The 14231-nt window shown below is 51.4% G+C and carries 5 protein-coding genes and 2 riboswitches; of the genes, 4 read left to right on the top strand and 1 reads right to left on the bottom strand.

What is annotated here, in order from left to right; genetic code table 11:
- The first annotated feature begins 94 nt into the window (after positions 1 to 94).
- Complete coding sequence (locus DTOX_RS09730; protein WP_015757516.1) at positions 95 to 2998, top strand: immunoglobulin-like domain-containing protein; 2904 nt, start codon at positions 95 to 97, stop codon at positions 2996 to 2998.
- A gap of 263 nt (positions 2999 to 3261) precedes the next feature.
- Positions 3262 to 3446, top strand: a riboswitch (cobalamin riboswitch).
- A 376-nt stretch (positions 3447 to 3822) separates the two neighbouring features.
- Here the strand turns inward: DTOX_RS09730 and DTOX_RS09740 are convergent.
- Positions 3823 to 4056: a hypothetical protein gene (locus DTOX_RS09740; protein WP_015757517.1), complete on the bottom strand. Its 234-nt coding sequence runs from the start codon at positions 4054 to 4056 to the stop codon at positions 3823 to 3825.
- 98 nt (positions 4057 to 4154) lie between these two features.
- Between DTOX_RS09740 and DTOX_RS09745 the strand changes: the two genes are divergently transcribed.
- The 3 genes from DTOX_RS09745 (at position 4155) to DTOX_RS09755 (ending at position 14071) form a co-directional block, all read left to right on the top strand.
- Entirely contained in the window at positions 4155 to 6782 is a 2628-nt protein-coding gene (locus tag DTOX_RS09745; RefSeq protein WP_015757518.1) for a dockerin type I domain-containing protein, read from the top strand.
- A 164-nt stretch (positions 6783 to 6946) separates the two neighbouring features.
- Positions 6947 to 7165 carry a hypothetical protein gene (locus tag DTOX_RS09750; RefSeq protein ID WP_042315643.1) on the top strand — a complete coding sequence of 73 codons (219 nt, stop codon included), beginning with the start codon at positions 6947 to 6949 and terminating at the stop codon, positions 7163 to 7165.
- Positions 7166 to 7385: 220 nt separating this feature from the next.
- Positions 7386 to 7600: riboswitch (cobalamin riboswitch) on the top strand.
- A gap of 375 nt (positions 7601 to 7975) precedes the next feature.
- Positions 7976 to 14071, top strand: coding sequence for a leucine-rich repeat protein (locus DTOX_RS09755; protein WP_015757519.1), 6096 nt, complete (start codon positions 7976 to 7978; stop codon positions 14069 to 14071).
- The last annotated feature ends 160 nt before the right edge of the window (positions 14072 to 14231 follow it).

Genomic DNA, 14231 nt, shown 5'->3' on the forward strand with positions numbered 1-14231 from the left:
CCCACTCCCTCTTTTTGTTTTAAAGTACAGGGGAAATGGAGGAGGTTAGCGGCTTTTCTTTACAGAATATTTCTAAGAAGGCGGAGGAAAACAGATGTTGAAATATCACCAGAGGGGACTATTTTTTGCCCTCTTTTGTGCTTTGCTGTTTGTTTTTGCGACCGGCGGCACTGCGTTAGCCACGGAAGTAGAGGAAGTAAATGGTTTGTATGTAATTGCCACATTGCCGGGAAGCGACACACCCCTTCCGGTTAAGTACTATGGCGATATAGCGGGTAGTGTTGCTGCTTCTCCTTGCTATATCACGGTGCCGGCGGGGACGACCCAGATTACCATAAAGAAAGATCCAAATTTAAATACAGATTACACTTTTACCTCTTTAAGGGTGTATAAGCCGCCCTATAAGGCTGCAGATAAATATCCCCTTGATGCCGGGGCGGAATTTTCCGTAACGGTGCCCGCCACGGCCACCCGGCAGAATCCTTATCGAATAAACTCTGCTATTAAAAACTCTAACGGTGCTGATACTAGTAATACTATATTTTTCTACTGTGTGGAGGAAAACGGTCCCAATCCCTTTGTAACACCGGATCGCCAGGAAGTGGCGGAGGGAAGCACCGTATCTCTGAATGTGTACGGCACCGGGAATCCGGCCCAACCGGTGGAATGGTATTACGGCTATTATGATAGTAACTCGTCGACAAGAATTTACGAGAAACTGGAAGGGGAAACCGGCGCCGACCTGAATATCACCGCTGTCCAGGATTCTTTGAACCTGGGATCTTTTAACGAGGAAACCAGCCAGTATTCTCTTCGCTTTTACACCAAAATCGGCACATATATCTCCAATGAAGTTTATGTGACAGTGAACGGAACCCCGGTCTCCAAACCGGATATAAAATCCCTGGATGCCAGTCACTGGGGTAGCTATGCCGGGGCGAAGCTCTGGCTGAATGTGGGAGCCGCCTTTAACGATACGGTGGCCGCGGAGACTCCGGTGAAATTCTATCTGACCGCCGCGGAAAACGGCACGCCGGATACGGCTATTGCCGGCACCCTGGTGGAAAGCACTGTGGCCGCGGTACCCGGCGCCGCTGCCGAGGATTATAAGGATCTGGGTTTTCTGGTGCAGGATCTGCCCGCCGGCAGCTACTGGCTCGCCATCCAGCTGGGCACGGACAATCCTTCCTACAGCTACAGAGCCTTTACAGTTTATCCGGGCGTGAAGGAATATGTCAAAGCTTCTCTGGACAAAATGATCTCCTGGTATCAAACGAAGATATTTGTAAAAGATGGAATTTATGTGGGCCTTTCCGAGCGTAGAGACGGTACGGACTGGGATGCCTGGATCTTTCCCAATTACGGCTATGCCGTCACCGATCCCCTGCTGGCTGGCGCCGACGGCAAGACCTATTTGGACGGCCTGGAAGCGGCTTTAAAAAGCCGGGACGCCGGCGGTACACTCAATTCGCCCAAAGACGATTTCCGTTATGTGGCTGCCCTTTGTGCCGTGGGGGCGGACCCCCGGAATTTCAACGGCCGGAATCTGGTGGCGGAGCTGATCGGCCACGCCTATAACGCGGACGGCACCCTGAAGTTGGGGAAAGACGGCGTGCTGGATCTAAAAATTGATATCCTGACCGTCTCCTATCTCCTCCTGGGGGCGGAAATTGCCGGGGCCACGGAGGCGGAAGGCTATACCGACGCCCTGAAAAAAGCCGGGATCAAGGCCATTCTGCCCACCGTGGAAATGTCTGTCGATGAGCGCAGTGATATCAGTATGATCTCTTCCAGCGACTGGCTGGCCATGCAGAGCTATCCCCTATATTTCCTGCAGGATGATCTGGAATACGGGGATCGCATTAGAGACGCCGTCGGCAAAATGGCGGCAATGGTATCCACTCATTTATACGCTAACGGCGGCGTAACCATGAACTGGCCCGGGGTGAGCAGCCCGGGATCCTTTGATACCCCTCTGCCTGCCACGGCTTACGCTGTCAATCCTAACAGCATGGCCGTGATGCTCAATGCCCTGGTCCTCTTCGGCGCCACGGCGGAAGACCTGGGCAGCAATGCCTGGCAGGAAGATTGGGGCACTTATATGACCGCCCTTCTGAGCTTGCAGATGGATGACGGCTCCGTGGGCTTCAACGGTGGCAGCAATGACATGGCCACCTACCAGACACTGGGGGCCCTGGTGGAACTGCATACGGGCAGGAGCTGCTTTGTTAACGCCCGGGACACCTATCTGAGCAAGTATCCCGATTATGCCGCCCAGATCACCGCTCCCTTTATTTCCGACGGAAGTGGGGCGCGCTTGTCCGCCGGGGAAGGGAAGGTCACCTTTACCTCCAATGAAGGAGGACAAGCCTATTACGCCGTGGTGGACCGCGGGGCCGCCGCTCCCGTCATCGACACCTCCGGAGCGGGAACAGATTGTGTGTCCGGGGTCAATACCATAGTGATCGGGGATTTGGTGGATAGCAGCGCCAAAGATGTCTACCTGCTGGTAAAGGACGGAGACGGCCACAGCAGCAAAACCTTGCAGATCAGCATGGCGGATTCCTCCGCGGACACCGGAGCACCGGTGATCACCTTAAACGGTGCCTCGGCAATCACCTTAAATCTCGGGGAAAGCTTCACCGATCCGGGAGCGACGGCCACAGACAATGTGGACGAAGACCTGACGGACCGGATCACCGTAGGCGGAGACACGGTGGATGTCAATACGCCGGGAACCTACACCATCACCTATAATGTCAGCGACGCCGCCGGCAACTCGGCAGCACAGGTAACCAGAACCGTCACCGTGCAGGGAACAGAAACCGGAGACGGGGATGTAAACCGGGACGGCAAGGTGAATGTGATGGATATGATTCTGGTGGGCCAGCATTTCAATGAAAGCGGAGCGGCCGGCTGGATCAGCGCGGATACGAATAAAGACGGGAAGATCGATGTATCGGATTTGATCTTCATCGGACAGCACTGGAAAGATTAAGTTTTCACACGGCATATCAACCTAATGGTGCCATGGAGATTGTCTCCATGGCACCATCATTATCATACCTTAAATTTTTACCACACCCATGATGAAGATTTGGGAAACACTGCGCCTATACAAGGGTGCCCGGCTTAATTGTGGATTTGGCCACCATGATGTACCGCTATTTCCTTATACTGGGGTAAACGGTACGCAACATGCGCTGCTCTAAATTTTTATTGACATTATTGTTAACTAAATGATATAAGTTAAGTAATTAAATAATATGGAACAAAACAAGTGCTTATAAGAAAAGCTTAATTGGGAAACCGGTGTAAGTCCGGTGCGGTCCCGCCACTGTAAAGGGTAGTAGTCTTACAAGATGTCACTGGATTTAATAATCCGGGAAGGCGTAAGACAATGTTAACCCCTGAGCCAGGAGACCGGCTTGTTTGATAGTCGCCGCCAGATACCCACGGAGAATGGGGAGGGGATTAACTGATTAGTATATGGATTACCATTTTATGCTGTATAAATATGGTTGCCTGCTTCCCTCTACAATTCGTGTAGAGGTTTTTTTATTTTAGCAACGGAAAACAGAAGCTGTAAATCTTGGTTAAATGATTGGAAACCGGTAAGCCGGCTCGTGTTAATCACATTCAGTTTTACGGTTTGCATCCGGGGCTGAGGGGCGCCACCCATACGGGGCCAAGCCCTTTTGGCTGCAGGGTGCAATTCTGCTTAGAAAAAAAGGTGGATTTCCACCGTTAGAGAGGTGATGCCTATGATCTAAGGAATCCAGGCTGTTTGGTTCCCCGAGAGGGAAAATGCGGGTAGAAAATTTAATTTAAAATCAGGGTGTGACGGTCAAAGCCTATAATGAAAGCTGGACTCTTGTGACCAGCGGCACCACCGATTTTTCCGGCAATGTCAGTCTCAATGTCGGCAGTTGCACCTATGAGGTGGAAGTACAACGCACCACCTTTGGCAATGGGCTGATCGAGAATACCACCGATTTCGTAACCAGTTATGATCCTATCTAAAGGATAGAGGTGCGGAAAGGGATGGCTTGCCAAAGCCGTCCCTTTCCCCTCTTGTTTTATGGTACAGGGGAGATGGAGGAGGTTTGTGTCTTATCTTTGCAGGATATTTTTAAGAAGGCAGGGGAAAACAGATGTTTAGAAATCACCGGAGGGGGTTATTTTTTGCCCTCCTTTGCGCTTTGTTGTTTGTTTTTGCGGCCGGCGGCACTGCGGTGGCCGCGCAGGCACCGAGTTTATATGCCATTGCCACAGTACCTGGAAGCGACACACCCCTTCCGATTGAGTACTATGGCGATAATGCGGGTACTGATGTTAATCCTTACTATATCACGGTGCCGGCGGAGACGGACCAGATCACGATCAAGGCAGACCCCAATAAAAAAGTTAATTATAAGTATCTTCATGTAAATGAGGACGGCAATGAATTTGCCCCCGATGCAGGGGCGGAATTTTCCGTAACGGTGCCCACCGCGGCCACCCGGTCGAAACCATATGGAGTATCTGTTAGTTATAAATCATCTAGTGGATCACCAGGAAGTAAATCATTTAAATTTTACTGCGTGGAGGAAAACGGCCCCAATCCCTTTGTAACGCCGGCTTCCCAGGAACTGGCGGAGGGAAGTACCGTATCTCTGAATGTGTACGGCACCGGGAATCCGGCCCAACCGGTGGAATGGTATTACGGCTATTATAGTGACAGTAGCTTTTCGACAAGAGTTTACGAGAAACTGGAAGGGGAAAACGGCACCGATTTGAATATCGACGCCGCCCGGGATTCTTTGAACCTGGGGTACTTTGACGAGGCATACGCCAAGTATTATCTTAAATTTTACGCCAAAATCGGCACATATATTTCCAATGAAGTTTACGTGACAGTGAACGGAACCCCAGTCTCCAAACCGGATATAAAATCCCTGGATGCCAGCCACTGGGGCAGCTATGCCGGGGCGAAGCTCTGGCTGAATGTGGGGGCCGCCTTCAACGATACGGTGGCCGCGGAGACTCCGGTGAAATTCTATCTGACCGCCGCGGAAAACGGCACGCCGGATACGGCTATTGCCGGCACCCTGGTGGAAAGCACTGTGGCCGCGGTACCCGGCGCCGCTGCCGAGGATTATAAGGATCTGGGTTTTCTGGTGCAGGATCTGCCCGCCGGCAGCTACTGGCTTGCCATCCAGCTGGGCACGGACAATCCTTCCTACAGCTACAGAGCCTTTACAGTTTATCCGGGCGTGAAGGAATATGTCAAAGCTTCTCTGGACAAAATGATCTCCTGGTATCAAACGAAAAAATTTATAAAAAATGGAATTTATATGGGACTTTCCGATTATAGAGACGGTACGGACTGGGATGCCTGGATCTTTCCCAATTACGGCTATGCCGTCACCGATCCCCTGCTGGCCGGTGCCGACGGCAAGACCTACTTGGATGGACTGGAAACGGCTTTAAAGAGCCGGGCCGCCAGCGGTATGCTCAATTCGCCTAAAGACGATTTCCGTTATGTGGCTGCCCTTTGCGCCGTGGGGGCGGACCCCCGGAATTTCAACGGCCGGAATCTGGTGGCGGAGCTGATCGGCCACGCCTATAACACGGACGGCACCCTTAAGCTGGGGAAAGACGGTGTGCTGGATATAAAACCCGATATCCTGGCTACCTCCTATTTCCTTCTGGGGGCGGAAATTGCCGGGGCCACGGAGGCGGAAGGCTATACCGACGCCCTGAAAAAAGCCGGGATCAAGGCCATCCTGCCCACCGTGGAAATGTCGGTCGATGAGGGCAGCGATATCAGTATGATCGCTTCCAGCGACTGGCTGGCCATGCAGAGCTATCCCCTATATTTCCTGCAGGATGATCCGGAATACGGGGATCGCATTAGAGACGCCGTCGGCAAAATGGCGGCAATGGTATCCACTCATTTATACGCTAACGGCGGCGTAACCATGAGCTGGCCCGGGGTGAGCAGCCCGGGATCCTTTGATACTCCTCTGCCTGCCACGGCTTACGCTGTCAATCCCGACAGCATGGCCGTGATGCTCAATTCCTTGGTCATCTTCGGCGCCACGGCGGAAGACCTGGGCAGCAATGCCTGGCAGGAAGATTGGGGCACTTATATGACCGCCCTTCTGAGCTTGCAGATGGATGACGGCTCCGTGGGCTTCAACGGCGGCAGCAATGACATGGCCACCTACCAGACACTGGGGGCCCTGGTGGAATTGCATACGGGCAGGAGCTGTTTTGTTAACGCCCGGGACACCTATCTGAGCAAGTATCCCGATTATGCCGCCCAGATCACCGCTCCCTTTATTTCCGACGGAAGTGGGGCGCGCTTGTCCGCCGGGAAAGGGAAGGTCACCTTTACCTCCAATGAAGGAGGACAAGCCTATTACGACGTGGTGGACCGCGGGGCCGCCGCTCCCGTCATTGACACCTCCGGAGCGGGAACAGATTGTGCGGCCGGGGTCAATACCATAGTGATCGGGGATTTGGCGGATAGCAGCGCCAAAGATGTCTACCTGCTGGTAAAAGACGGAGACGGCCACAGCAGCAAAACCTTGCAGATCAGCATGGAGGATTCCTCCGCGGACACCGGGGATGGGGATGTAAACCTGGACGGCAAGGTGAATGTGATGGATATGATTCTGGTGGGCCAGCATTTCAATGAAAGCGGAGCGGCCGGCTGGATCGGCGCGGATACGAATAAAGACGGGGAGATCGATGTATCGGATTTGATCTTCATCGGACAGCACTGGAAAGATTAAGTTTTTGCACGGTCTATCAACCTAATGGGGTCATGGGGATTATCTCCATGGCCCCATTTTCGCTTTACTGTACGATAAGGAAAACGGCCTAATTATTTTATTACCGGCTGAAGGCCGAGCCGGGAAACCTGCTGTAAGAACTGTAGGCCCGAGGCACGGCTGTTGTGGTTGTAACCCACGATGTGGATTTGCCGCCGAGTACGCCCGGGATATTGTGCTGGTGGCCGGGGCACGGTTATTGGCAGGGACGACAAATACGAAATGCTGTCGGGCCCTACCTTTTATTCGCCCAAACCGGCAAGCTGTTCAACAATCTTGTCGACGGAGTGGTAACCCTGGAACAGGGCTGCACAGTTTTGCGGCATCTGGTGCTGGGTAAATAAAAAAGACTGATTGGGGATGTTTTCGATTTTTTTCAGCAAGTTATAACAAAAAATGAATTTTGTCAGAAAAATTTTTCTCCAAAGGCTATAAAACTTAGCAATAAATAAACATTAAATTGGCATATTTACACACAATAAATAATTAAATAAACAATAAATCCGGCATAATTTGCAAAGTATTGTCAAACTATAGGATAAATGCTAAGCTAATTAATAATTTCATACTTATTTTTGCTCAGGTGCTTTGGATTTTATCAAAGCTGAAAAGGGAACCGGGTGCAAATCCCGGACGGTCCGGCCACTGTGAATGGTTAGCTGTCCCCCATTATGTCACTGTTCTACTCTGTCACTTAAAAGAGTGCCGGAAGGGATGGGAAGGCGGGGGGATGGCAATGAGCCATGAGTCAGGAGACCTGCCCGGGCAGAACAGTACAATAGGCCTTCCGCGAAAAAGGCAAAGTGCTGGAGGAGTGAGTTGCAATATCTGTGTATCAGGTTTTCTCTAAAAAGCCGATACAGACAGCTTATAAGCAAATGACAAAACAGCCCCAGTTTCTGCGGAAGCCGGGGCTGTTTTGTTTTATGCAGATAGTTTTGCCTATTTGGGGAAAGGGGGGTGGTTAACAAGTCAGTCAATATGTATTTTGTCACTGTAAACTGTTGATTGGAAAGTTAAGAAAAAAAGAAGGGAGTAATTCATGAATAGGGCTGGAAAAAATCAACGTTAAACATTGCTTGCTCCAACATATGAGAGCAGGGGGATGGCTTTGCGGCATCTCCAGCGTCAATTGAAAAACGGGGGAGATAGAAATGAGCAGACTGTTAACCGGACAGAGCGGGAGAAATGTCAAAAAAGGCATATCTTTGCTTCTCGCGCTGGTGATGCTGTTGTCTCTGCTGCCTGTGCAGGTAATTGCTTCAGAAGGGGAGCCGGAACTGACGGCTACGGGCATTAACCTGTCTGAAGGAGTGATTGCGGGACAACCGGCCAGCGTGACCGCTGGGGTCTACAACACCGGGAATGCAAATGAGGATGAGTTTTCGGGGGTCCTTCATATTGCTGAGCAAGAGACGCCGTATGAAGAGCAGACCGACAGCACAGATGCTATAAGTGAAACAGGTGAAAACAATAACGAACAGAATATAGCTGCCAATGTCCTGAAGGAGAGCGGCACAGAGGCACTGGAGCTGGTATCGTTGAGCCCGGCAAACGGTGCGACGGGAGTGGCGGTCGACGCGCCGCTGACCCTGACCTTCAACCGGCCGGTGGAGGCGAATCCTGATTATTCATCAGGCTATTTAGGCATCAAGGTGGCTATAATTCAGGAATCGGATGGGGACTGGTACGGGGGAGAAGCTAACGTGCTCAAGTTCAGTACCGAGAATCCTGAACAGGTAACCGTCGATATAGCTGACAGTGCTCCGTATGGCGGCGAACTGAAGCCGGGAGAAAGCTACACCGTATACATTGACAATGATTGCATAAGGGCTAAGGATACGGGAGAAACATTTAAAGGTATCATGGGAGGAGCTATGGACCCTGATACCGATATTTGCTGGAGTTTCCGGACGGGAGAAGCACTGAGCGCACGGATCAATGGCGGCGAAGCTGTGGGAGGAAATTCTTTACAGGCCATTGTCGAGGCGGCAGAAATCAGCCCGGCTGAAGTAACTTCCGTTGAAGTTACGAGGGGGGCTGTGTCTGCGGATGATTTGGCCTATATTGAAAGCAGCCTGATCAATCTGGAAACCCTGACCGCGTCTTATACTGTGAATATTAACGACGGGGTATTGCCGGCCGAGGCTTTTATCATGCACGCCGCATTACGAACCGTGAACCTTCCCTCTGTTGTTTCAATTGGAGAAAATGCATTTGGCTATTGTGGCAATTTAAAAACTGTCAGATTAAACAACCTGCGCAGCATGGGAGATTATGCATTTACATGCTGTAGTTCACTGGATACACTGGTGGTTCCGAATCTGCAGGATGTGAGCGATTCAGCCTTTTCGTTATGCTTGTCCCTGGAATATGTTTACATGCCCAAGGCGGTATCCATGTCCGGAATGACCGGTTTCGTCTTATCCGGCTCCCTTGCCGGCGCGTGGTTCCCCAAGCTGGGCAATATTGCGCCGTATGCGTTTGAAGGAGACACTTCTTTTAGGGAAATGTACCTGGAAACCGCTCCCTTTCATTATTCAGAAGGTCTGGGAGGTGCCTTTTTGGATCTGCCGGCGGACAGGATCGTATATGTGCCGGAGGATTATGTGGCCGCTTACCTGGGATATGCTGACGACGATCCTGAGGATGGCAAATGGTACGGCTGGACTGTCAAGTCCTTTGCCGAATCGTCCACTCTGGGAGCTTTTGTTGAAGTATTAATCAATCAACTGCCTGAAAATGACCGGCTCACTTACGGGGACATCCCCCAGGTGCAATCGCTGAGGGCCGCCTACAATAGGCTGACTGCTGTGCAGCGGGAATCCGTCAGCGGCGCTGTTTATGAGAAATTGACAGCGGCGGAAGCAACCTTATTGGGCCAGGGAAATACGATTGTTGAAGGGATAATAAACCGGATCGATGCTTTACCGTCAACGGTCACTATGGAAGACAAAGCAGAAATCCGGTCCATTCGCCAGGCTTACGATAACCTGCCGGAAATGTACCGGGAGCTTATAACCAATCTGACGGCATTAATAGCGGCGGAGGAAGTCATTGCTGAACTGGACATCAAGGATGTGGAACAATTAATTGAACGGCTTCCTTCTGCGGATGAATTAACGCTTGCAAATGAAGCAGACGTGCAGGCCGCAAGAAGCGCCTATGACGCTTTAATTGCCGGACAGCAGGCATCTGTAAGCAATTATAATGTATTGCTGGCGGCGGAGGATGCCATTGCCCGACTGGGGTTCAAATCAGTTGAACAATTGATTGAACAGCTTCCTTCTCCGGATGATTTAACGCTTGACAATAAATCTGCCGTACAGGCCGCAAGAAACGCCTATGACGCTTTAAGCGCCGAACAGCGTGTGGCAGTGGGCAATTATGAGTTGCTGCAGGCGGCGGAAGCTAAAATCTACGATTTGGAGGCGCAAGAAGCGGCCCGGGCGGTGGACAGCCTGATCGACGAACTGCCGTCTGCCCAGGAGGCGCAAATTGCGGACAAGACGGCGGCATTGGGGGCCCGAGCTGCCTATAATGCCCTTAATGATCAGGCTAAAACTTATGTTGCCGCGCTCCAGAAGCTGACTGATGTGCTGGAGGCTATCTCCGGTTTGGAAAGACAAACCCTGAAAGGGGGCGCGGTTAACGACAGGATTTCCGCCCTGCCGGCGGTGGAAGCATTGACCCTGACCGATAAAGCAGCCGTTTTGGAAATAAGGGCGGATTATGATGCCTTAACCGAGCAGGAAAAAGCTTTGGTTACCGCGGACAATTTGAGTAAGCTGCAGGAGGCGGAGGCGAAAATCGCCCGGCTGGAGTCGGAAAATCCGGCCTCCTCTGTCACCGTTACCATTGAAAAATTCACCCTGGGGCAGGGTTTTGTCCGGAAGCCGGTGCAAGTTTCCATCAATGCCGGGGAAAACGGCGCTGCCGTTGTTACCAGGCTGCTGGGCATGGGCAATTATACCAATACCGGAAGCATTGACAGTGCCTTTTATCTGGCCAGCATCAAAGACAACGGGTCCGCCCAAGCGGATATTCCGGCATATATAATTGATGCCATTACCGCCGGCGAAGGCACGGTGGGCACAAGAGCCAACGCCAATTATCTGGGGGAATTCGACTACTACCATACATCCGGCTGGATGTACACGGTCAATAATATATTGCCCAACTACGGGCTGTCGGATTACATCCCGCAGGACGGAGATGTTTTCAGGCTGCAGTTCACTCTCTACGGCTACGGCGGGGATTTGGGCTTCGGTGACAACAAGCTCATCGATACGGCGGATAAGGGTGCCCTGATTAAAAAATTGGCGGCCATCGACGCCAGTGAAGACAGGCTGACAATGTTAGCCGACCCGGTCTATAAAGGTTATTATGACAAGGCGCTGCTGGTTTTGCAGAACCTGCAGGCCAGCCAGATCCAGGTGGACGCCGCACTGGCGGATTTGAACACGGCTCCCAATCCTCCCTCCAGCCTGGGTAAGGTTACCGTAACAGTGCGGGATGTTGTTGATAGAAAATGGACAACCTGGAATTATCATGGCGGCGAGACGACGGTTGAACAACTCAGCGGCTTGGGTGATTACCAGGAATCCTTCGGCGTGCTGCTGGAGGACGTGGAAGTGTCCATCACCCCCGGGATGACAGTGCGCCAGGCCGTTGCAGCGGCGCTCAGGTCACGGGGCTACCAGGTTACCGGCACTCCCACCTATATCAAAGGCATCGGTCCGGTAACCTCAGATGATTACACCAGGACGGTGGCGCATCTGTCCGAAAATGATGCCGGAAGCCGGAGCAAGTGGGTGATGAGCCAGAACGACTGGTGCATCTGGGATACTTCGCAGGCTTACCCGGTCGAGGACGGAGACGTGCTGAAGCTGGAATATTCCGTGGACGGCGGCATCGACATCCATTGCCACCCGGGTTCCGGCAGCTATCTTACAGTCAATTTCACCATAGACGGGACAACTTATGATGTTTCTTCTTCCGCCGGATATTATATGGTGCCCGCGGGAACGGAAGAAATCACTGTTTCCGCTGAACGATTGTTAAGATATGCAGGCAAGGATATCGACCGCTACCTGGTAGTCGAGCTGCAGTCGGAGGGTGTCAGCGTATTAAACAAGCCGGCCACCTTTGCCGTAAGTGACGGGCAGGTTATCAAGGCTATAATTGACGATCGCTATAACAGTCCCAATACCGATACCAATTCAGGGAAGACATACACATATACTATTGAAATCAAGCGCACGCCTGCCCAGGTTGATGCCATGATCGCGGCTATTCCGGGTTTGGAAAATATCGTTTACGCCGATAAAGCTCAGATCGAGAAGGTGCGACGGTGTTACAACTATTTGACGGTTGGAGAAAAGACCGGTGTTGCGGGGCTTGCCGTACTTGAGGCAGCGGAGGCGCGGATAACGGCGATTTATGATGTCAACAGGGCAGAAGCAAACAGAGTCATTGATTTGATTAAGGTGCTGCCCAATACAATGAAGAATGAAGTTGTTACCCTGGAACACCGGGCGGCTATTGAGTATGCCCGGGCCCAATACGAGGCGCTGACAGAGGACCAAAAGGTACTGTGCAGTTCCTGGTTGGGATATATGGAAAGAGCGGAAGCTGCCCTGGCGGAATTGCTGGATGCGCAGCAGGCCGTGGAAGGAGTGCCCAAGGATTACAGCAAGGATTTCCTGCTCAGCACCATGGCTCTAAATCTCAGCGTGGGTGAGGAAGAAGAGATGGTGATGTTCGACACGCCCAGGGTGGGGAGTGATAATTGCGCATATAACCTGGACGACTTAATCCTGGAATACTCCGGTCAAGAGGGCGTTTTTGAGATAGAAAAGAGGGTTGTCAATAAAGATGGACAGGATCTGACCAAATATTACGTTAAAGGTCTCAGCGATGGAGTGGGGTATTTTACCGTTAAATATCTGGGCTATTCCGGTCAGATTCCCGTTATACCGGTGTGCGTGCAAGCTTCCGGAAGCCGGAGCCCCGCTCTCAGCACCGATATTGATGAACAGGTGAGCAAATACGACACCATGTATTTTACCGAGGAAGAAGGAAGCTATCCCTTCACCTTTACAGCGGAGAGCGAAGACGGTGCCAGCGTGTCCGCCATGGTCTACGGCGTAATGTATGAACCGAATGCCGGCGGCGTATTCACCGTACCGCTGCGGGACAGGTACAATCCCATTATCGTGACCGCAGCCAAAGACGGCCAGACCACCTCCATTGCCTATGGCATCAGGGCCAAAGTGATTGCTTTAAAAATCACCAATGAATCCAGGGGTGGCAACGTATTTTACCAGGGAGACACCGTCAGCATCGGCTGTACCGGCGTCATGCTGCCGGTGCCAAAGGTATCCAGAATTTATAACCCGGCTTCTTCGCGCCTGGAATACCATACCGATATGCCCCGTTATGATTTAGTCGGCTCCAGTTCAAGCCAGTATGCGGCGGGAGCGCTGACTTTTGAACTGACGGGATACGGCGATATTGCTTTAACCGGCGGGCATGTCCATTTGAGCTGGTTCGGCAGCGGGCTTTATGCCGAAACACCGATAGGTGGGGCTCCGCCCAATCTCAACGCGGATCAGATAGCAAACAATTTTTCCAGCCTGCCGGACATTCGTCTGACGGTGATCAGAGATCCGTATTATGCGCCTGAGGATGTGCTGTCCGCCGGTATGGTGGGTGCGAGTACGATCCATGCGGGTGATGAAGTGACTGTCTCCATCCCCGGCATCGACACGGATATGCTTAAAAAGAACCATACCACCAACAGTGGGGAAATTGTGGACCTGTTGGACTCCTACACCGTTTTTGCCACAGATATACCCGGACTTAAACAGGTGAAATCGGTCAACGTTAAAACCACGGATCAATTGAAAAACTTGAAGACAATCACCTTTACCGTTCCGGAAAATACCCCGTCCGGAGATTATAAGCTCAAGGGCGGCTATATCTGGGTTAAATACGGGCCCACCTGGTGGACACATGAAAAAGAATACTATGTGACCAAAATGGAAGATGTGGATTTAACGGTAACCGGCGAGACCGGTGCCGGGGATGTAAACCAGGACGGCAAGGTGGATGTGCAGGATATGATTCTGGTGGGCCAGCATTTCAATGAAAGGGGAGCGGCCGGCTGGATCAGTGAAGATATAAATAAAGATGGGGAGATCGATGTATTGGATATGATCTTTATAGGACAGCACTGGAAGGATTAAGTTTTCGCCCGGTGTTGGCTTAACCAATACCTCCATAATAAATCAAAAATATGTAATAAGCATAAAAATAAGCTATATATACACCGATATGGGGAGAATAAACAAGTAAAAATACGTTATATACCAAAAGTATTGTCAAACTTTATGTTTCATGATAAAT

Source organism: Desulfofarcimen acetoxidans DSM 771 (assembly GCF_000024205.1).
GTDB lineage: Bacteria > Bacillota > Desulfotomaculia > Desulfotomaculales > Desulfofarciminaceae > Desulfofarcimen > Desulfofarcimen acetoxidans.

Excerpts from the sequence above, each read along its gene's own strand:
- DTOX_RS09745 (WP_015757518.1), top strand. The coding sequence starts at position 4,155 with ATGTTTAGAAATCACCGGAGGGGGTTATTTTTTGCCCTCCTTTGCGCT.
- DTOX_RS09755 (WP_015757519.1), top strand. The coding sequence starts at position 7,976 with ATGAGCAGACTGTTAACCGGACAGAGCGGGAGAAATGTCAAAAAAGGC.
- DTOX_RS09730 (WP_015757516.1), top strand. The coding sequence starts at position 95 with ATGTTGAAATATCACCAGAGGGGACTATTTTTTGCCCTCTTTTGTGCT.